The sequence below is a fragment of the Streptomyces sp. NPDC059906 genome, assembly GCF_042730645.1.
Taxonomy (GTDB): domain Bacteria; phylum Actinomycetota; class Actinomycetes; order Streptomycetales; family Streptomycetaceae; genus Streptomyces; species Streptomyces rubrogriseus.
This window is the reverse complement of the sequence record NZ_JBHWKU010000011.1, coordinates 1-19,000: the sequence shown is the minus strand read 5'-3', so window position 1 is coordinate 19,000 and position 19,000 is coordinate 1. Positions and strand designations below refer to the sequence as shown.

Sequence of the window (19,000 nt, the reverse complement as noted above, 5' to 3'; positions counted from 1 at the left end):
GCACTTTGGCGGCATGAGATCTGCCTAACAGTGTTCGGCTTCTTGATGGACCATCAGCCCACGGCGCCCTAGGCTCGCCGCATGCCCACTGAGCGACACACCACCACCGCTCCCGTCTCCCTGCGTGAGCGGCGCCGGACCGCCGCGGCCCGGGAGATACTCGACGCCGCCGAGCAGCACATCGGCGAACACGGTCCCGCCGCCCTGTCGCTGCGCGCGGTCGCCCGCGGTCTCGGCATGACCGTGCAGGCGCTCTACCACTACTTCCCGAACCGCGACGCCCTCGTCACCGCCCTCATCACCAAGGCGTACGGCGAGCTGTCCGACGCGTTGCAGGCCGCCGCCGAGAGCGTGCGCGCGGACCCGGCCACACCCCGTCTGGTCGCGGTGGCCGAGGCCTACCGCGGCTGGGGCGTCGCCCGTCCGGAGCACTTCCAGCTCCTCTACGGGACGCCGCTGCGCTACTACGCGGCACCCGCCGAGGGCCCGACCACGCAGGCGGTCCGCCGGATGGCCGCGATCTTCCAGCGCGAGCTGTTCGCCGGCTTCACCCCGGCACAGCTCGCCGCGGCCGAGGTCCCCGCGCTCTCGCCGCCCTACCGGGAGCATCTGGAACAGCTGCCCCTGCACGCCCAGGGCGAGCTGCCGCCCGCCGCGGCCTCCCTCTTCCTGAGCGCGTGGGGGCACGTGCACGGCCTGGTCGTCCTGGAGGTGTTCGGGCACACCGCGTTCCTGGGCGACCATCAGGCGGAGGTCTTCCGCTCGTCGGTCCGGATGATGCTGGAGGACATCCACCGCCGGATCCCCGCCGTCTGAGCGAGCGCGGCCGTCAGGGGCGCGGGGCTGCCTTCCGGTCCTCACGCGAGGCGTCGGGGGCGGACAGGGCCTCGATCTCGGGGTGGTCGCGCAGGGCGGCGATGACCGCGTTCACCGCGGCGCGCTGCGGGGCGCCGCGCCGGACCACGACGGCGACGTTGCGGTGCACCGGCGGGCTCAGCCGCCGGGTGACGACGGCGTGGTCCGCCGTGACGGCCAGGGCGGGCAGCAGGGCGATCGAACCGGTCGTCTCCACGTGCCGCAGCAGCATGAGGTAGTTGCTGAACCGGCAGGCCACCCTGGGTTCGAACCCGGACTCGCGGCACAGCCGCACGGTCAGGTCGGCCATGTAGGACTGCGGCCGGTCGCAGGCCCAGGTCTCCTCCTTGCACGCCGCGAGGTCCACCGCGGCGCGGGCGGCCAGGGGGTGGCCGTTCGGCAGCACCAGGAGGACCGGATCGCTGCCGAGCGAGATGACGTCGAGGTCCGCGCCCCACGTCAGGCCCGAGTAGTCGGTGGTGGTGACGATGACGTCGGCCTCGCCCGAGCGCAGGGCGGGACCGCTCTCGTGCGGTTCCATCTCGACGAGTTCCAGGCGCAGGTGCGGATGGGTGGTGGCCAGCCGGTTCGCCGCCGGGACGGCGAGGCTGTAGATCGCGCTCTGGAACACGGCGAGCCGGACGGTGCCGATGGGCTCGTCGTTCAGGGCGCGCAGTTCGGCCTCGGCGTCGGCCATCCGGTCGAGGATCTCCCGGGCCCGGCGGGCCAGCAGGAGTCCGGCCGGGGTCAGCCGCACCCGCCGCCCGGTCCGCTCGATGAGCCGGCACCGGGTCTCGGTCTCCAGCACCGCCAGTTGCTGGGAGACCGTCGACGCGCTCAGGTGCAGCGTGTCGGCGACCGCGCGGACGGTCCCGAGCGTGTCGAGCTGGCTGAGCAGGTGCAGTCGTCCGGAGTTGAGCACGGAGCCGATGGTACGGCGGGCCTCGGCCCTCTGTACGGTTCTGGCGTACAGCAGCGTCGAATCTGTGCGATGGACACGCGCAGCGGCCCGTCCCTACCGTCGGTCGCATGCCTTCCGAGACTTCCGGCGCCGACCTGGGGCGCCACCTGATCCGCTACTCCGGCCACGCGCCCTTCTCCCCGGAGGTCGTCGTGCGCGCCGCGGGCACCTCCGTCTTCACGGAGAGCGGCCGTGAGCTGCTGGACTTCACGTCCGGCCAGATGAGTGCCATCCTCGGGCACTCCCATCCGGCGATCGTCTCGACGGTGCGCGAGCAGGTCGCGCACCTCGACCACCTGCACAGCGGCATGCTCAGCCGCCCGGTCGTCGAGCTGGCCCGCCGGCTCGCCGGCACCCTGCCCGCGCCGCTGGAGAAGGCGCTGCTGCTGACCACCGGGGCGGAGGCGAACGAGGCCGCGGTGCGGATGGCGAAGCTCGTCACCGGCCGCCACGAGATCGTCTCCTTCGCCCGGTCCTGGCACGGCATGACCCAGGCCGCCGCGAACGCCACCTACAGCGCCGGGCGCAAGGGCTACGGCCCCGCCGCGCCGGGCAACTTCGCACTGCCGGTGCCGGACCGCTACCGGCCCTCCGTCGTCGGCGCGGACGGCGAGCTGGACTGGCGCCGCCAGCTGGACCTCGGCTTCGAGATGATCGACGCCCAGTCGGTCGGCAGTCTGGCCGCCTGCCTGGTCGAGCCGATCCTCTCCTCGGGCGGCGTCGTCGAGCTTCCGCCGGGCTATCTCGCCGCCCTGGCGGACAAGTGCCGTGAGCGCGGGATGCTGCTGATCCTGGACGAGGCCCAGACGGGGCTGTGCCGGACCGGCGACTGGTACGCCTTCGAGCACGAGGGTGTCGTCCCGGACATCCTCACGCTGTCCAAGACGCTGGGCGCGGGGCTGCCGCTGGCCGCCGTGCTGACCAGCCCCGAGATCGAGCAGCGGGCGCACGAGCGCGGGTTCCTGTTCTTCACCACCCATGTCAACGACCCGCTGCCCGCCGCGGTGGGCAACACCGTCCTCGACGTCCTGGTCCGCGACCGGCTCGACGAGCGCGCCCGCAGGCTCGGTGCGGCGCTGCGGGAGGGCCTCGACAAGCTCGCCGCCCGCCACGAGGTGGTCGGCGACGTCCGGGGCCGGGGACTGCTGCTGGGCATGGAACTGGTCGGCGACCAGGTGCTGGGCGAGGGCGGCGCGGACCGTCTCGGCGCCGCCGTCACCCGGCGCTGCTTCGAGCTGGGGCTGCACATGAACATCGTCCAGCTCCCGGGGATGGGCGGGATCTTCCGTATCGCGCCCCCGCTGACCGCGAGCGACGACGAGATCGCCCGCGGGGTGGCCGTCCTCGACCAGGCACTCACCGACGCCGCCGGAGCCCTGTAGCCCGAAGGCCCCGGTGTCCCTGGGAGTACCAGGACACCGGGGCCGTGTGCGCGTGGGTCAGACTCCGGCCGTCTCCGGCTCGCGGGCGGGCTCCGTGGGCGCGGCGGTGTCGCCGAGTTCCCGGTGCAGCTTCTCGCCCTCGACGTCGACGTTCGGCAGGACGCGGTCCAGCCACTTGGGCAGCCACCACGCCTTGGTGCCGAGCAGTGCGAGCACCGCGGGCACGATGGCCATGCGGACCACGAAGGCGTCGAAGAGCACCGCGATCGCGAGTCCGAAGCCCATCATCTTGATCATGGCGTCGTTCTCCAGGATGAAGCCGGAGAAGACGCTGATCATGATGATCGCGGCGGCCGCGACCACCCGGCCGCCGTGGGTGAAGCCCGTGGTGACGGACTCGGCGGCGGACTGTCCGTGGACGTACGCCTCCCGCATGCGGGTGACGAGGAAGACCTCGTAGTCCATGGCGAGGCCGAAGACCACGCCGATCATGAAGATCGGCATCATCGACATGATCGGGCCCGGCTGGTCCACTCCGAACACGTCGGCGAGCCAGCCCCACTGGAAGACCGCGACCACCGCGCCGAGCGCCGCGGCCACCGAGAGCAGGAAGCCCAGGGCCGCCTTCAGCGGGACGAGCACCGAGCGGAACACCAGCATCAGGAGCAGGAAGGCGAGCCCGACGACCAGCGCCAGGTAGGGGATCAGCGCGTCGTCCAGGGTCTGCGAGAAGTCGATGGTCATCGCGGTCGCACCGGTGACCAGCATGGTCGCGCCGGTGTCCGCCCTGATGTCGCCGGACAGCGAGCGGATGTCGTGCACCAGCGACTCGGTGGCGACGTCGCTCGGGCCGGTCTTGGGCATCACGGTGAGGACGGCGGTGTCGCCCTTGTCGTTGAAACTGGCCGGGGTGACCGCCGCGGCCTTCCCCAGTCCGGTGATCTTCTCGCCCACGGTGTCCGCGGCGGCCTGCGGGTCGTCCGCGCCGCGTGCGTCGATGGTGACCATCAGCGGGCCGTTGAATCCGGCCCCGAAAGACTCGGACAGCATGTCGTAGGCCTTGCGCTGGGTGGTGTCGGGGGCCGAGCTGCCCTCGTCGGGCAGGCCCAGCTCCATCCCGGCGGCCGGTACGGCGATCACGCCGAGGCCGAGGACCGCGGTCAGCAGGACGGTGACCGGGCGCCGCTGTACGAAGCGGGCCCACCGGGTGCCGAGCTTCGGCTTGCCGGAGGCGGCCCGCGCCCCGGCGGGAGCCTTGCGGTCCTTGCGGCTGAGCGCCTTCTTGCCGGCGAAGCCGAGCAGCGCCGGGGTGAGGGTGAGGGCGATCAGCACGGCGATGCCGACGGTGCCCGCGGCGGCCAGGCCCATCTTGGTGAGGATCGGGATGTTGACGATCGCGAGACCGGCCAGGGCCACGACGACGGTCAGTCCGGCGAAGACGACCGCGGAGCCCGCGGTGCCCACCGCTCGTCCGGCCGCCTCCTCCGGGGCACGGCCCTCGGCGATCTCCGCCCGGTAGCGCGAGACGATGAACAGGGCGTAGTCGATGGCGACCGCGAGGCCGATCATCATGGCGAGGGTGGAGGTCGTGGCGGACAGCTCCAGCGTGCTGCCGAGCGCCCCGATGGCGGAGATGCCGATGCCGACCCCGATGATCGCCGAGAGCAGCGGCATGCCCGCCGCGACCAGGGAGCCGAAGGTCAGCAGGAGCACGATCGCGGCGACTCCGATGCCGATCAGCTCGGCGGTGCCGCCCATCTCCTGCTCGGCCACGACCGCGTCGCCGCCGGTCTCGACCGTGTACCCGCCCTCGCGCACCCCGTCGGTGGCGGCCGTGAGCGCGTCGCGGGCCTCGTCGGTCAGCTCCATCGCGTTGACCTTGTAGGTCACCGAGGAGTAGGCGGTGGTGCCGTCCTCGCTGACGGCGTTCGCCTCGAACGGGTCGTCCACCGAGGAGACCTGTGGGCCGGCCTTGAGGTCGGCGACCAGGTCCTTCACCCGGTCCTTGCCGGCCGCGTCGGATATCTTCGCGCCCTCGGGGGCACGGATCACGACGCGGGCCGTGGCGCCCTCGGCGCTGGCGGCCGGGAACTGCTCGTCGAGCAGGTCGAACGCCTTCTGGGACTCGGTGCCCGGCATGGAGAAGGAGTCTTCGGGCGGGGCCGGCGCGGCGGACGAGGCGACGCCGGCGCCCACGAGTATGGCCACCCACAACAGGGCGACCAGGCCGCGGCGCCGGAACGCCCTCCGGCCGAGTCGATAGAGAAACGTAGCCACCTTTTGGACCAATCCGTCGGGTTACGGGCAGGACGAAGACCCGGCACATGGGGGGAAGGCGGAGGCGCTGACCGGGGTACACATCCATGCTCGCCCGGGGTTCACGGCGTTTGATCCGACCCTGGGTCTGGACTGGCGTACTGCGTCGGGTGTAGTGGGGTCCCGCGCTCCTCTCCCCTCGGTGTAGATCACGAAGGTGGGTGTACTCCGCATTTCGTTGCCGCGGGCAGCCGACTCCGCTCAGCCGGTGACGGGCGTGGCGTTGCCGCCCGCCCCGCAGCGCAGGGTCCAGGGCGTGGCGGCGCGGGTGCCGCTCTCGTGGATGCGGACGTCGACCTGCTCGGCGGCCAGGCCCCCCGGGACGTCGGCGTGGGCCGCGGTGCAGACCAGCTGGCTGACCGCGGTCACGTCGAGTTCGCCGGCGCTGACCCGGAGGGGGACGACGACGTCGACGGCGCCTTCGCCCGTGGTCGCGGTGAGCCGTCCGGCCGCTCTCGACTCGACGTGGGTGGTCATGCCGCGCTCGCGCTCGGCCGGGGTGGGGCCGTCCAGGAGCAGGTCGAGGGCCTGCTGGGGGGCCAGGGGGCCGTCCGTCCGCCGGGTGACGGGGCGGGTGCCGTAGGGGCCGGCGAAGTACAGGCGCACGGTGCCGGCCCCGTCGCCGGGCCGCTGGACGCCGGAGGCGGGTGCGCCGGCCTGCACCGGGCCGGTGGTGCCGATGCCGCAGCCGGCGCTGCCGGCGGCGAGCAGCACGGTGAGGGCGAGGGCGGCCCGATTCGGACGCGGGAAGTGGCGGGATGTCATGTCGTTCCCGGGGTGGAGGCGGCCCGCGGCAGGGTGAGGGTGAAGACGGCACCGCCGCCGGGGCGGTTGGCCGCGGTGAGGGTGCCGCCGTGCAGGGCCGCGTTCTCGTGGGCGATGGCGAGTCCGAGGCCGCTGCCGCCGGAGCGGGGGCGTGCCGCGTCGGCCTTGTAGAAGCGGTCGAAGACGTACGGGAGCGCGTCGTCCGGGATGCCGGGCCCCCGGTCGGTGACGGTGACCCGGACCCGGTCCTCGCGCGTGCGGACCGCCACCGTCACGGGCGGGCCTCCGTGGTGCAGCGCGTTGGCGACCAGGTTGCCGAGGACGACGTCGATCCGGCGGGGGTCGACGCGTACGGGTGCCGGTTCGGGCAGGTCGGCCCGGACCCGCTCGTCAAAGGCCCAGCCGCGCAGTTGCAGGGTCTTGGTCACGAGGGTGCGCAGGTCGACGTCCTCCCGGTGGACGGGGGCGGCCTTGGCGTCGAAGCGGGAGACCTCCATGAGGTCCTCCACCATGCGGGCCAGGGTGCGCACCTCCTGGCTGATCAGCCGGACGGCGTCCTCGGTGTCGGCGGGCAGCACACCCGAGGCGGCGTCCTCGTCGAGGACCTCGGTGACCGCGGCCATGGCGGCCAGCGGGGTGCGCAGTTCGTGGGCGACGTCGGCGGCGAAGCGGCGGGCGCCGGCCTCGAGCCGGCGCAGTTCGGCGGCGTCCCGCTCCAGGGTCTCGGCCATGGTGTTGAACGAGCGGGTCAGGTCGGCGAGTTCGTCGTGGCCCGCGGTGTCCAGGCGCGTGTCCAGCTCCCCGGCCGCGATGCGTTCGGCGCCGTGGCGCAGCCGTCGGACGGGCCGCAGGACGCTGCGCGCCGCCACCAGGGCCGGGACCAGGGCGAGGGCGAGCGCGGGGACGGCACCGGCCTGGGCGGCGGTGACCAGGGCGTCGATGTCGGCCCGGTCGTCGTCGAGGGGGAAGACGGCGTACACGGTGAGTCCGGAGAGCGGGTCCTGGTCCGGGTCCCCGTTCCCGGCTTCGTCGGGGGTGTAGGCGACGGGCATGCCGAGCGCCAGCCACGGGCGGCCGTCGTGTTCGGTCCGCTGGTGGACGGCCCGGCCGGTGTCCCGCACGGTCTCCCGCAGCTCGTCGGGGACGGGTGGCGCGCCCGGGGAGGCCGAGACCGGTTCGGCGCCCCGGTAGGAGGCGGACGCGTGCCAGCCCCGGGCCCCGCCGGCCTGGTCGATCTGTCCGGTGAGCCCGCGCAGGTCCCCGGCGGTGGGCGGGACGACCAGGTCGGGGGCGAGGGAGTCGAGCTGGGTGCGCAGATCGGCGACGGCACTCTCCGCGGCGCGGTCGAGGATGGCCGCGCGGGCCCGATGGAAGGTGAAGCCGGCGGTGAGCAGGGCGCCGAAGGCAGCGGCCAGGAGAAAGGCGACGACCAGCCGGGCCCGCAGCCCGCGGGGCGTGTGCCGCCGCAGCCTGCTTGCGGCGAGCCGGAGCGGTGGCCGCAGCCGGCTCACAGCGGACCGAACCGGTAGCCGAAGCCGCGCACGGTCTGCACGTACACCGGTCTGCGCGGGTCGTCCTCGATACGGGCACGCAGCCGCATCACACAGGCGTCGACGAGGCGGACGTCGCCGTAGAAGGAGTGTTCCCAGACCTGCTCCAGCAGTTGCTGGCGCGAGTACACCTGACCGGGGGTGGCGGTGAGGAACAGCAGGAGCTTCAGTTCCGAGGGTGCCAGGGGCAGCTCGGTGCCGTGCTTGGCCACGACCAGGGTGGTGCGGTCCACCGTGAGGTCCGCGTGCCGCTCGGGGCCGGCGTCGGCCGGATTCCGGGTGCCGCCGTCCTGGGCGGGCGCGACCCGGCGCAGGACCGCCCGGATCCGCGCCTCCAGCAGCTCGGCGCCCGCCGGTTTGACGACGTAGTCGTCGGCGCCCGCCTCCAGGCCGACGACCATGTCGATCTCGTCGCCCCGCGCGGAGAGGATGATGATCGGGATCTGCTTGCTCTCCCGGATCCGGCGGCACACCTCCAGACCGCTCATGTTCGGCAGCATCAGGTCCAGGAGCACCAGGTCGGGCCGGTACCGCTCCAGGGTCAGCAGACCGGTCTCCCCGCTGCCCGCGACGGCCACCTCGTGCCCCCGGCGTTTCAGCGCGAGCGAGACGCCTCTCTGCACCGCGGGGTCGTCTTCGATGAGCAGGACTCGTGCCATGGGGGTGCGCTCTTCTCCGGTTTCCTCGGCTCGGCTTCCGCGACCCGGTTTCCCCGGCCCGGCGGCGGCCGTCTTCTGCCAGCGTGCTCGAAGCGTATGACGCCGGGTTCCGCGTCGTGTGAGGAAACGATGACAGCCCTCCCGGGGCCGGGAGCGTGGGGGCTGTGCTGGGGGCATGGACAACGAGATCAACTCCGGCGGGCGCTCACTGCCCGCCCGCCGCGCCTACGGTTACGCCCTCGTGGCCGCGGCCGCGGCACTTTTCCTGACCGGTTGCCAGGACTCCGGCACCGGCGTCGAGGTCTCCGCGAGCGACGGCACGGCGGGCGTCACCACGGACGGTGGGAAGGACTCCTCCGAAGGAAAGCAGGACGACGGGCCGCGACGCCTGCTGTGGATGGGTGACTCCATCGGCGAGGCCCAGGCGCCGGCCCTCGGCGCGGCCATGAAGGCCGGGGGCGTCGCCTTCAAGTCGGTGGCCGCCGCCGGCGGCGGCGGTGTCGTCGGCGAGATCGCGGCGCCCACCTGGGACCGCCTGCCGAAGACGCTGAAGTCCTTCGCGCCGGACGTCGTCGCCTACCAGGTCACCACCTACGACTGGGGCACCCCGGCCGAACAGCGCGCGGCCTACGAACGCCTGGTGAAGACCGTGAACGAGGCTGGGGCCGACCTCCTCCTCGTCTCCGCCCCGCCCTTCAAGATCGACGACTTCTACCAGCCGCACGAGGCGGAGATCGCATCCGCGCCGCGGTCCGCGAAGAGCGTGGCCGAGAAGCACCCGGACACGGCCGGCTTCCTCGACGCCGCCGCCCTGTGGGGCGACGACAGCGCTTCCGAGCAGGCGCAGCGCAGCGAGGACGGCATCCACTCCTGCCAGCAGGGCTCGGCGGCGTTCGCCGTCTGGTTCGGCGAGCAGTTGGAGAAGCGGTACGGCTTCGACCCGGCCGCCGCCGGCACCTGGGCCACCGGTGACTGGACCGGCGCGAAGGTCTACAGCCGGCTCGGCTGCGCGTAGCCCCCGCGGCGTCCCCGGCCCGCCCATCCGCTCACCCGCCCACCGCGAGGCGGTCGCGGGCCGGGGACGCCTCGCCGCCTCGCCCCTTCGACGGAGACCAGCCCATGCCCCTGCCGGCCACACCCTCCCCCGCCCCCCGCCGCGCCCGCGCCGCCCCCTCCCCCGTGCCGCGGCCGTCGCGGCGGCACATCGCCCCGCTCGACGGCCTGCGCGGCGTCGCCGTCCTGGGCGTGCTGTTCTTCCACGCCGGTCATTTCGACGGCGGGTTCCTCGGCGTCGACCTCTTCTTCGTCCTGTCCGGCTTCCTCATCACGGGCCTGCTGCTGAAGGAGGCGGCCCGTGACGGCCGGATCGACCTGCTCGCCTTCTGGGGCCGGCGCGCCCGGCGGCTGCTGCCGGCGCTCGCGGTCGTACTCGCCGGGACCCTGCTCCTGGTGTGGGCCCTCGGCCCGCCGAACCTGCTCCGGTACGCCCTCGACGACGGGCCGTGGGTGGCCGCGAACCTCGCCAACTGGCACTTCGTGGCCGACCGGGTCGGCTACTGGGACTCGGCCGGCACCAGGGTCTTCAGCCATCTGTGGAGCATCGCGGTCGAGGAGCAGTTCTACGTGGTGTGGCCGCTGGTGCTATGTCTGCTGGCCCGGGGCCGGGGCGCCGGACGGCGGGTGGCCGCCGTGGCCGCGGCCGGCGCCGTCGCGTCCCTGGTCCTGATGGTCGTCCTGACCACTGCGGCCGACACCACCCGGGTCTACGAGGGCACCGACACCCGCGCCTTCTCGCTCCTCCTCGGAGCGCTGGCGGCCACCGAACCCGCCGCGCGTCTGGTCTCCCGCCTCGGCGAACGCGCCGCCGGCCGGTGGAGCCTCGCCCTGGCCGCGGGCATCGGGGCGTACTGGATCGCGGCCGACGGCCAGAACTCCCCGTCTCTCTTCCGGGGCGGGCTGTTCCTCCACGCCCTGGCCGCCGCCCTGCTCATCGCGTGCCTGGCCCGGGCTCCCCGCACACCGGCCGGGCGCTTTTTCGCCGCCGCGCCGCTGCGCCGGCTCGGCACGGTCTCCTACAGTCTGTATCTCTGGCACTGGCCCGTGTACCTGCTGCTGAGCGAGGAACGGCTCGGCCTCGTGGGGGCTTCCCGTACGGCGGTGCTGCTCGCCGTGTCGGTGGCGCTCGCCGTGCTCTCCAAGGTCCTGGTGGAGGACCCGGTCCGGTTCCGGGCCCGCTGGGCGAAGGGCCGCACCGGGGCGGTCGCCCTCGTCGCCGCCTTCGCCGCGCTGGCCGCGCTGTGGGCGGCGGTCCCCCAGCCGCGAACCGGGGAGGGCTCGGTCGACGTCACACGTCTCGGGTCGGGCGGCGGTTGACCTTCACCTTGGGGCAGGCCGCAGCATCGGTGTCACCGGGCGAAGCGCCCGGTACGAGGAGGGGTGGGCACGTGGGCGTGGAGTTGCTGACCATAGGGGCGTTCGCGAAGGCGGCCCGGCTGTCGCCGAAGGCGCTGCGGCTCTACGACGAGCTGGGCCTGCTGCCGCCCGCCCGCGTCGACCCGGTCACCGGCTACCGCCGCTACGCCCCGGAACAGGTGGAACGGGCCCGGCTCGTGGCCTGGCTGCGCCGCCTGGGGATGCCGTTGGCCCGCATCCGGCACGTGTGCTCGCTGGACGCGGGAGCGGCGGCCGGGGAGGTCCGCGCCTTCTGGGCACGGGCCGAGGCCGAGACCGCCGCCCGACGGGACCTGGCCGCCTTCCTCGTCGACCACCTGAACCGGAAGGACCCCGCCATGTCTCCCACCACTCCTGCCCTGAGCATGCGCTACGCCGCCGCCTCCGACACCGGCCTGGTCCGCGAGAGCAACCAGGACACCGCCTACGCCGGTTCCCGCCTGCTGGCCGTCGCCGACGGCTTCGGCGACGGGGGCGCTCCGGCGAGCGCCGCCGCCGTCGAGTCGCTGCGGCGGCTGGAGAGCGGCGGTGTCCCTGCGGACGGTCTCCTCAACGTCCTCGCGGACGCGGTGGAGGAGGCCGAACGGGCCGTGCACGACGCCGTGGGATCCGGTTCCGCGCCGCAGGAGGCCGGTACGACCCTCACCGCGATGCTCTGGACGGGGTCCCAGCTGGGCCTCGTCCACATCGGCGACTCGCGCGTGTACCTGCTGCGCGACGGGGAGCTGTTCCAGATCACGCACGACCACACCGTGGTGCAGTCGATGGTCGACGAGGGCCGCATCACACCGGAGGAGGCCGCGTCCCACCCCCAGCGGTCGCTGCTGGTGCGGGCCCTGGGCCGGGGAGCCGACGCCACCGCCGAGATGCGCCTGCAGGACGCCCGGCCCGGGGACCGCTATCTGCTCTGCTCCGACGGCCTGTCGACGGTGGTGCCGGGCGACGAGATCCACCGGGTGCTGGCCGCCCCGGGCGAGCCCGGGGCGGCCGTCCGGGAACTGGTGGCCCTCGCCAACGGGTCCGGCGGTCCCGACAACGTCAGCTGCGTCGTCGCCGACGTCGTGTCCGGGGCGTGACGCCGCCGGGCGCCGGGCCCCGCCCGGGTCGGCCGCCCCTCAGGGCGGTGCCGCCCCGACCGTGACCCGGTCGCTTCCGCCCTCGGAGAAGAAGGACGCGAGGGCCTGCCCCTCCTCAGCGACCTCGGCGCGCTCCGGCCGGGTGAGCCGGCGCAGCGGGGTGACGGTCACCGTGCCGTCCTCGACGGTCCAGGTCGCCGAGACCCTCCCGTCGACGAGGACGAAGCGGGCGCCGGTGACCGACAGGCCGCGGTGCGGGTCGTCGATGATCCGGCCGCGGTCCTGGTAGCCGAGGACCGCGTTGTCGAAGGCGGGCAGGAACCGCGCCGGCGCCGGGGTGCCGGGATCGGGCCGCGGGGCGTCGGGCAGGTCCAGCAGTTCCCGGCCCCGCTCGTCGCGGAAGGAGACCAGTTCCCCGCGCACCGCCGCGACCGCGGCCGGCAGCCCCGCGAGCCCGCACCAGGCACGCAGGTCCGCCGAGGCGGCCGGCCCGAAGGCGGCCAGGTAGCGCCGTACCAGCTCCTCCCCGACCGGATCGGTGCCCGGCGGGGCGGGCGGGTCCACCTCGCGGCCCAGCCAGTGGGCCACCGGGGCGTTGCGCACCCCGGCCCTGGTGCGCCACAGGCCGCGCGGCGGCAACTGCACCGTCGGGATCAGCGCGGCGACCAGCAGCTCCCCCAGCGGCCGGGGTCCCGCGTCCGGCCACCGCGCGGCCACGGCGCGGGCGAGGTCGCCCATCGAGCGGGGCTCGCCGTCGGCCAGGACCGCGCGGCCCGCCGCCGCAAGCTCGTCGAGGTCGACCCCGGCGAGCTCGCGGCGGTAGGTGCCGAGGACGCGGCCGCGCAGCATGGCGTCGTGGCGCGATCGCCAGGCCAGCACGTCCTCGGCGGTGACGAGATGGACGGTGCGGCGCATCAGGTGGGTCCGCACCACCCGACGCCCGGTCAGCAGGTCGTCGAGCGCCCGTGGGGCGAAGTCGCGCAGCCGCGACCACAGCCCGACGAACGGTTCCTGCGGCTCCTGTGCCTGCATGCCGCCGAGGTGCGCGACGGCGCCGAGCACCGGGTGGTCCGCGCGGTCGAGCAGCAGCTGCCGGGCGAGCGCCGCCCGGTTCAGCGACCGGGCGTCGAGCACGCTCACGCGTTGTACTCGCTCACGACGTCCAGGACCCAGGTGACGCCGAAGCGGTCCCGCAGCATGCCGTACAGGGGCGCCCACTGGGCCGTCCCGAGCGGCCGCAGGACGGTCGCGTCCTCGGCGAGCTTCTCCCAGTACGCGGTGATCTCCTCGGTGGTCTCGCCGCGGACGGAGACGAAGAACGCGTTCTCCCCCTGGTGGTAGGGCAGGTCGGACGGCACGTCGTAGGCCATCACGGCCAGGCCGTCGGCGGTGGACACCTGGCCGAACATCACCTGGTCGGCCGCGGCGGGGTCCTGGACGTTGCCGGCGTCCTTGTACGTCACCAGGGTCAGGTCCCCGCCGAACGCGGCCCGGTAGAAGGTGAGGGCTGCGCGGGCGTCGCCACGGAAGTTGAGGTGGGTCACGGCTTTGGCGGTCATGTCGGGCTCCTTGCCTCGGAGGGAAAGCCGGGCCGGTCCGGCCCCGCGGTGCCCACTCTGCTTCAGGTAGCGGTCAGGTTGTGGCCGCTATGTGCGGCAGCATGGTGGCCATGCAGAAGACCTCGGCCCGGCTGCTGTCCCTGCTCTCGCTGCTCCAGGCCCGCCGGGACTGGCCCGGTGCGGTGCTGGCCGAGCGGCTGGACGTCAGTGCGCGCACGCTGCGCCGCGACGTCGACCGGCTCCGGGAGCTGGGCTACCCGGTCCGGGCGGTGAAGGGCCCCGACGGCGGCTACCGCCTGGACGCCGGGACGCGGTTGCCCCCGCTGCTCTTCGACGACGAGCAGGCGGTGGCCCTCGCGGTCGCGCTGCGGACCGCCGCGGCCACCGGCGCCGGGATCGAGGACGGGGCCGAGCGCGCCCTGGCCACGCTGCGCCAGGTCATGCCCGCCCGGCTGCGGCACCGGATCGACGCCCTCCAGGTCACTTCCGTCGCACGGTCCGCGCCCCGGCCGCAGCCCCAGGCGGACACCGGCGTCCTGATGGCGCTCAGCGCCGCCGTCCAGGCACGCGAGGTGCTGCGCTTCGACCATGCCCCGGCCCACTTCGCGGACCCCGCAGCCGAGGAGGTGCCGCCCCCGCGCCGGGTGGAGCCGCACCATCTGGTCACCCGGGGCGAGCGCTGGTACCTGGTCGCCTGGGACCTGGACCGCGAGGACTGGCGGGTCTTCCGCGCCGACCGGATCACCCCGCGCACGCCCACCGGCCCGCGCTTCACGCCCCGGGACCTGCCCGGCGGGGACGTGGCCGCCTTCCTGACCGGCAGGTTCCGCGGCTCGGACGGCTCCCCGGACTGGCCCTGCCGCGGCACGGCCGTACTCCACCTGCCCGCCTCCGCGGTGTCCCCGCACGCCGCCGACGGGACGGTCGAGGAGCTGGGTCCCGACCGCTGCCGGCTCACGACGGGCTCCTGGTCGTGGGCTTCGCTGGCGGCCTCCTTCTGCCTCTACGACGCCGACATCGAGGTGGTCGGCCCGCCCGCGCTCGAGGAGGCGTTCGCCGGGCTGGCCGACCGCTGTGCCGGGGCCGTCGCGGAGCGGCCCCGGCGACGGTGAGCGCCGGGGCCCGCCTCACACCCGCTGGGCCCGCTCCAGGCTCGCGGTCTCGGTGGCCGGGCCGCCGCCCGTCACGACGCGTGAGCGGCTGTTCAGCCGCAGGGAGACGGCGACGAAGGCGATCGCGACCAGGGTCATCGCCCCGCCCGCCCAGGCGGTGGCCGCGTAGCCGAGGTCCGCGTCGATCACCGTGCCGCCGAGCCAGGGGCCGCCGGTGTTGCCCAGGTTGAACGCGGCGGTCGTCGTCGCGCCCGCGAGGGTGGGCGCGGCACCGGCGACGTTGAACATGCGGGCGTTGAGCGCGGGCGCCGTGTAGAACGCGGAGAAACCGAGCAGCAGCGACAGGACGATCACGGCGGCGGGGCTGGAGGCGAACAGCGCGAGGGCGGCCAGCAGCACCGTCGAGGCGGTGATGCCGGAGAGCAGTACGCCGAACAGGTGGGCGTCGGCGACCCGGCCGCCGATCGTCGTGCCGATGAGCGCGCCGACGCCGAACAGCGCCAGCACGGTCGGCACCCATCCGTCCGCCAGTCCGGCGGCGTCGGTGAGCAGCGGGGCGAGGTAGGAGAAGGCGCAGAAGACGCCGCCGGCGGCGAGCGCGGTCACGACGATGGACAGCCAGACCTGGCGGTCCCGGTAGATCGCCAGCTCGCCCCGCAGCCGGGGCCGCCGCTCGGGCAGCGGGATACGGGGGATCAGGGTCACCACGCCGACGAGTGCGACGGCGGAGGCGCCGCCCACGGCCCAGAACGCGGACCGCCAGCCCAGGTGCTCGCCGAGGAAGGCGCCCGCCGGGACGCCGAGGACGTTGGCGATGGACAGTCCGCCGATCATCACGGCCATCGCGCGGGCCCGCGCGGTCACCGGCACCATCGCGATGGCCACGGCCGCGCCCACCGCCCAGAAGCCGGCGCAGGCGAGCGCGCTGACGACCCGCGAGACGAACAGGACCTCGTAGCTCGTCGCGAGCGCGCCCGCGACCTGGCCGACGCCGAACACCGAGATCAGCGCGACCAGCGTGGTCTTGCGGGGCAGGCGCAGGGTCGCCACGGCCAGCAGCGGCGCGCCGACCACCATGCCGATCGCGAACGCCGATATCAGCAGCCCGGCTCGCGGGATCGACACGTCCATGTCGTCGGCGATGGGCGGCAGCAGTCCGGAGAGCATGAACTCGCTGGTGCCGAGGGCGAAGACGGACAGGCCGAGGATGTAGACGGCGAGCGGCATGCGTCCGGCCGTGGGCCGTGGGGAAGAGTCGGGCATGAAAGGTGTCAACGGGGCCCCGCTTCCCGCCATTCCCGCGGCGGGGCCCGTCTCACGATGCGGCTACGGTGTCACGCGCTCCAGCCGGACGACGATCCCCTTCGAGGTGGGCTGGTTGCTGATGTCGGCGACGCTGTCCAGCGGGACCAGGACCTGGGTCTCCGGGTAGTACGCGGCGGCGGACCCGCGGGCGGTGGGGTACGGGACCACCTCGAAGCCCTCGGCGCGGCGCTCGGTGTCGTCGTGCCAGACGCCGACGACGTCGACGCGGTCGCCTCCGGCCAGGGACAGGGCGCTCAGGTCGTCCGGGTTGACCATGACCACCCGGCGGCTGCCGTGGATGCCCCGGTAGCGGTCGTTCAGGGTGTAGGGGATGGTGTTCCACTGGTCGTGGGAGCGCAGGGTCTGCAGCAGCAGGTGGCCCTCGGGCAGGTCGGGCGTGCGCCAGGTGTTGCGGGTGAACACGGCCTTGCCGGTGGCGGTGCGGTAGACGCCCTCGTTGACGGGGTTGGGCAGCCGGATGCCGCCGGGGCGTGCCACCCGCCGGTTGAAGTCGTGCAGGCCCGGCACGATCCGGGAGATCCGGTCGCGGATCGCGCTGTAGTCGGCCTCGAACTCCTCCCAGGGCACGTCGCCGGGGCCGGTGCCCAGGGTGCGGCGGGCGAGCCGGCACAGGATGGCGACCTCGCTGAGCAGCAGGGGTGAGGCGGGCTTGAGGCGTCCCCGGGAGGTGTGCACCTCGCTCATGGAGTTCTCCACCGTGACGAACTGCTCGCCGCCCGACTGCTGGTCGCGTTCGGTCCGGCCGAGGGTGGGCAGGATCAGCGCCGTCCGCCCGCAGACGGTGTGGGAACCGTTGAGCTTGGTGGAGACGTGGGCGGTCAGGCGGCAGCTCCGCATGGCCTCCTCGGTGACCGCGCTGTCGGGGGCGGCCCGGACGAAGTTGCCCGCGACGCCGAGGAAGACCTTGATCCGGCCCTCCCGCATCGCCTTGATCGAGTCGACCGAGTCGAGGCCGTGGGCGCGCGGCGGGTCGAAGCCGAACTCGTCGCGCAGGGCGTCCAGGAAGGAGTCCGGCATCTGCTCCCAGATGCCCATCGTGCGGTCGCCCTGGACGTTGCTGTGGCCGCGCACGGGGCAGGCGCCGGCTCCGGCCCGGCCGAGGTTGCCGCGCAGCAGCAGGAAGTTGACGATCTCCCGGATGGTGGGCACGCCGTGCTTGTGCTGGGTGACGCCCATCGCCCAGCAGACGACGACCCTTTTGCTGCGCAGTACCTCGTCGCGGACCCGCTCGATCTCCTCGCGGGTCAGACCGGTGGTGGCGACCACGTCGTCCCAGGAGGCCTGCCGGGCGTGCTCGGCGAACTCCTCGAAGCCGCTGGTGCTGTCGCGGATGAACGCGTGGTCCAGGACCGTGCCGGGCCGGGCGTCCTCGGCTTCGAGCAGCAGCCGGTTCAGCGCCTGGAACAGGGCGAGGTCGCCGCCGGGCCGGATGTGCAGGAACCGGTCGGCGATGCGGACGCCCTGGCCGATCACGCCGCTGGCCTTCTGCGGGTTCCTGAACCTCAGCAGCCCCGCCTCCGGGAGCGGGTTGACGGCGACGATGCGGGCGCCGTTGCGCTTGGCCTGTTCCAGCGCGGACAGCTGCCGCGGGTGGTTGGTGCCGGGGTTCTGTCCCACCAGGAAGATCAGGTCGGCGTGGTGGAGGTCGTCGAGGCTGACGGTGCCCTTGCCGGTGCCGAGGGTCTCGTGCAGGGCGAAGCCGCTCGACTCGTGGCACATGTTGCTGCAGTCGGGCAGGTTGTTGGTGCCGTAGGCGCGGGCGAAGAGCTGCAGCACGAAGGCGGCTTCGTTGCTGACCCGGCCCGAGGTGTAGAAGACCGCCTCGTCGGGGCTGTCGAGCGCCTTCAGTTCCCCGGCGAGCAGGTCGAGGGCGTCGCGCCAGCTGATCGGCTCGTAGTGGTCGGAGCCGGGCCGCTTGACCATCGGCTCGGTCAGGCGCCCCTGCTGGTTCAGCCACAGGTCGGAGCGCCCGGCCAGGTCGGAGACGGAGTGCTCGCGGAAGAAGTCCGCGGTGATCCGCCGCGTCGTCGCCTCGTCGTTGATGTGCTTGGCGCCGTTCTCGCAGTACTCGTTGCGGTGCCGGTGGCCGGGTGCGGGGTCCGCCCAGGCGCAGCCCGGGCAGTCGATCCCGTCGACCTGGTTCATGGTCAGCAGGTCCACCGCGGTTTCCTTCGGGGACGTCTGCGCCAGGGAGTACTCCAGTGCGTGCACCACCGCGGGCACGCCCGCGGCCCAGGTCTTGGGCGGGGTGACGGTCAGGTCGTCCCGGGGTTCGTCCCTGGGCGGCTTCTTCATCGGGGGGTTCGCCTCTCGTTCGCTGTGTTCAGGTACGGGCCCGTCAGCCCACGGGCCAGACCGCCACCCGGCTGCGCGGCGGCTCCGGCTCTTCCGGCCGCACCTGGCCGTCCCGGATGGTCCCCCGCCAGCCGCCGCTCGCCTCCCCGTGTCCTTCGATGTACGCCTTGAAGTGCGCGAGTTCGCGCCGCACCACGCGGCCGGCCGCCCCGGGGACCAGGGCGAGTACGCCCGTGAGTCCGCGCGGCTCGGCCGACATCCGCACGGTCACCGAGGTGTGTTCCCCTTCGCTCGGCCGGAACGTGACCTCGCCCCGGTGGCCGTGGCGTTGCCCGAGGCTGCGCCAGGTCAGGTGCGAGTCGGGCACCTGGTCGACGATCTCGGTCGCGAACTCTTTGCGGAGGGGGCCGAGTCCGACGACCCACAGGGTCACCGCGGGCCTGATCTGTTCGACGCGCCTGACGGTGGTCATGAACCGCGGGAAGCACTCGAACTGGGTCCACTGGTCGTACGCGGTGCGCACCGGTACGGCGATCTCGACGGTCTCCTCGACGGTGTTCATGTGCCGCTCGCCTCCGCGGGTCGTGCGGTGCCGGACTTGTCGACCGTGCAGTGCAGGGAGTCGTCGACCACGTCGGCGACGATGGTGTCGCCGGGGTCGGCCTCGCCGCCGAGGAGCAGGTCGGCGACGCG

Annotated in this window: 16 protein-coding genes; 6 read left to right on the top strand and 10 right to left on the bottom strand. The window is 73.8% G+C overall.

From position 1 onward, the window contains the following. Window positions 1-81 precede the first annotated feature (81 nt). A complete protein-coding gene (locus tag ACFV9J_RS18485; protein WP_385355555.1) occupies window positions 82-816 on the top strand; it encodes a TetR/AcrR family transcriptional regulator in 735 nt (244 codons plus the stop codon). 13 nt (window positions 817-829) lie between these two features. Here the strand turns inward: ACFV9J_RS18485 and ACFV9J_RS18480 are convergent, their stop codons facing one another. Then, entirely contained in the window at window positions 830-1,777 is a 948-nt protein-coding gene (locus ACFV9J_RS18480) for a LysR family transcriptional regulator (RefSeq protein WP_385355553.1), read from the bottom strand. A 107-nt stretch (window positions 1,778-1,884) separates the two neighbouring features. On the opposite strand from ACFV9J_RS18480, the gene ACFV9J_RS18475 reads away from it, so the two are divergent. Beyond that, a complete protein-coding gene (locus ACFV9J_RS18475; RefSeq protein WP_385355551.1) occupies window positions 1,885-3,198 on the top strand; it encodes an aspartate aminotransferase family protein in 1,314 nt (437 codons plus the stop codon). Between the two features lie 57 nt (window positions 3,199-3,255). Here the strand turns inward: ACFV9J_RS18475 and ACFV9J_RS18470 are convergent, their stop codons facing one another. From ACFV9J_RS18470 to ACFV9J_RS18455, 4 genes are all read right to left on the bottom strand, one after another. After that, entirely contained in the window at window positions 3,256-5,475 is a 2,220-nt protein-coding gene (locus ACFV9J_RS18470) for an MMPL family transporter (RefSeq protein WP_385355549.1), read from the bottom strand. Window positions 5,476-5,715: 240 nt separating this feature from the next. Continuing rightward, window positions 5,716-6,279: a hypothetical protein gene (locus tag ACFV9J_RS18465; RefSeq protein WP_385355547.1), complete on the bottom strand. Its 564-nt coding sequence runs from the start codon at window positions 6,277-6,279 to the stop codon at window positions 5,716-5,718. Then, on the bottom strand, window positions 6,276-7,790 hold the full coding sequence (locus ACFV9J_RS18460) for an ATP-binding protein (protein ID WP_385355545.1): 1,515 nt from the start codon (window positions 7,788-7,790) through the stop codon (window positions 6,276-6,278). Before ACFV9J_RS18460 ends, ACFV9J_RS18465 begins: the two co-directional genes overlap by 4 nt. Further along, window positions 7,787-8,488: a response regulator gene (locus tag ACFV9J_RS18455; protein WP_385355542.1), complete on the bottom strand. Its 702-nt coding sequence runs from the start codon at window positions 8,486-8,488 to the stop codon at window positions 7,787-7,789. The genes ACFV9J_RS18460 and ACFV9J_RS18455 overlap by 4 nt, the downstream gene beginning before the upstream one ends. Window positions 8,489-8,663: 175 nt before the next feature. Here ACFV9J_RS18455 and ACFV9J_RS18450 point away from each other — a divergent pair, with 175 nt between their 5' ends. The 3 genes from ACFV9J_RS18450 to ACFV9J_RS18440 all read left to right on the top strand — a co-directional run bounded on the left by ACFV9J_RS18450 (window position 8,664) and on the right by ACFV9J_RS18440 (window position 12,015). After that, window positions 8,664-9,503 carry an SGNH/GDSL hydrolase family protein gene (locus ACFV9J_RS18450; RefSeq protein WP_385355540.1) on the top strand — a complete coding sequence of 280 codons (840 nt, stop codon included), beginning with the start codon at window positions 8,664-8,666 and terminating at the stop codon, window positions 9,501-9,503. A 104-nt stretch (window positions 9,504-9,607) separates the two neighbouring features. Continuing rightward, window positions 9,608-10,861 (top strand): acyltransferase family protein, encoded by a 1,254-nt coding sequence (locus tag ACFV9J_RS18445; protein ID WP_385355538.1) that lies wholly within the window; start codon window positions 9,608-9,610, stop codon window positions 10,859-10,861. A gap of 77 nt (window positions 10,862-10,938) precedes the next feature. Next, window positions 10,939-12,015, top strand: coding sequence for a MerR family transcriptional regulator (locus tag ACFV9J_RS18440; RefSeq protein ID WP_385355883.1), 1,077 nt, complete (start codon window positions 10,939-10,941; stop codon window positions 12,013-12,015). 39 nt (window positions 12,016-12,054) lie between these two features. Here ACFV9J_RS18440 and ACFV9J_RS18435 read toward each other — a convergent pair whose 3' ends face one another. Together ACFV9J_RS18435 and ACFV9J_RS18430 are read right to left on the bottom strand one after the other, a co-directional pair. Then, entirely contained in the window at window positions 12,055-13,155 is a 1,101-nt protein-coding gene (locus tag ACFV9J_RS18435) for a winged helix DNA-binding domain-containing protein (protein WP_385355536.1), read from the bottom strand. Continuing rightward, entirely contained in the window at window positions 13,152-13,574 is a 423-nt protein-coding gene (locus ACFV9J_RS18430) for a VOC family protein (RefSeq protein WP_385355534.1), read from the bottom strand. Before ACFV9J_RS18430 ends, ACFV9J_RS18435 begins: the two co-directional genes overlap by 4 nt. A gap of 110 nt (window positions 13,575-13,684) precedes the next feature. On the opposite strand from ACFV9J_RS18430, the gene ACFV9J_RS18425 reads away from it, so the two are divergent. After that, window positions 13,685-14,686 (top strand): helix-turn-helix transcriptional regulator, encoded by a 1,002-nt coding sequence (locus ACFV9J_RS18425; protein WP_385355532.1) that lies wholly within the window; start codon window positions 13,685-13,687, stop codon window positions 14,684-14,686. Between the two features lie 15 nt (window positions 14,687-14,701). Here the strand turns inward: ACFV9J_RS18425 and ACFV9J_RS18420 are convergent, their stop codons facing one another. The 3 genes from ACFV9J_RS18420 to ACFV9J_RS18410 all read right to left on the bottom strand — a co-directional run bounded on the left by ACFV9J_RS18420 (window position 14,702) and on the right by ACFV9J_RS18410 (window position 18,869). Next, the gene (locus ACFV9J_RS18420) at window positions 14,702-15,913 is read right to left on the bottom strand and encodes a Cmx/CmrA family chloramphenicol efflux MFS transporter (protein WP_385355881.1); all 1,212 of its coding nucleotides are present in this window, start codon (window positions 15,911-15,913) and stop codon (window positions 14,702-14,704) included. Window positions 15,914-16,012: 99 nt separating this feature from the next. Continuing rightward, complete coding sequence (locus tag ACFV9J_RS18415; RefSeq protein ID WP_385355529.1) at window positions 16,013-18,307, bottom strand: FdhF/YdeP family oxidoreductase; 2,295 nt, start codon at window positions 18,305-18,307, stop codon at window positions 16,013-16,015. Between the two features lie 43 nt (window positions 18,308-18,350). Then, entirely contained in the window at window positions 18,351-18,869 is a 519-nt protein-coding gene (locus ACFV9J_RS18410; protein ID WP_385355526.1) for an SRPBCC family protein, read from the bottom strand. Between the last annotated feature and the right edge of the window lie 131 nt (window positions 18,870-19,000).

What these genes read in the sequence shown, in the direction of transcription:
- ACFV9J_RS18485 (WP_385355555.1), top strand. Translation starts at nt 82, where the DNA reads ATGCCCACTGAGCGACACACCACCACCGCTCCCGTCTCCCTGCGTGAG.
- ACFV9J_RS18445 (WP_385355538.1), top strand. Translation starts at nt 9,608, where the DNA reads ATGCCCCTGCCGGCCACACCCTCCCCCGCCCCCCGCCGCGCCCGCGCC.
- ACFV9J_RS18455 (WP_385355542.1), bottom strand. Translation starts at nt 8,488, where the DNA reads ATGGCACGAGTCCTGCTCATCGAAGACGACCCCGCGGTGCAGAGAGGC.
- ACFV9J_RS18465 (WP_385355547.1), bottom strand. Translation starts at nt 6,279, where the DNA reads ATGACATCCCGCCACTTCCCGCGTCCGAATCGGGCCGCCCTCGCCCTC.
- ACFV9J_RS18425 (WP_385355532.1), top strand. Translation starts at nt 13,685, where the DNA reads ATGCAGAAGACCTCGGCCCGGCTGCTGTCCCTGCTCTCGCTGCTCCAG.
- ACFV9J_RS18450 (WP_385355540.1), top strand. Translation starts at nt 8,664, where the DNA reads ATGGACAACGAGATCAACTCCGGCGGGCGCTCACTGCCCGCCCGCCGC.
- ACFV9J_RS18475 (WP_385355551.1), top strand. Translation starts at nt 1,885, where the DNA reads ATGCCTTCCGAGACTTCCGGCGCCGACCTGGGGCGCCACCTGATCCGC.
- ACFV9J_RS18430 (WP_385355534.1), bottom strand. Translation starts at nt 13,574, where the DNA reads ATGACCGCCAAAGCCGTGACCCACCTCAACTTCCGTGGCGACGCCCGC.
- ACFV9J_RS18410 (WP_385355526.1), bottom strand. Translation starts at nt 18,869, where the DNA reads ATGAACACCGTCGAGGAGACCGTCGAGATCGCCGTACCGGTGCGCACC.
- ACFV9J_RS18415 (WP_385355529.1), bottom strand. Translation starts at nt 18,307, where the DNA reads ATGAAGAAGCCGCCCAGGGACGAACCCCGGGACGACCTGACCGTCACC.
- ACFV9J_RS18420 (WP_385355881.1), bottom strand. Translation starts at nt 15,913, where the DNA reads ATGCCGCTCGCCGTCTACATCCTCGGCCTGTCCGTCTTCGCCCTCGGC.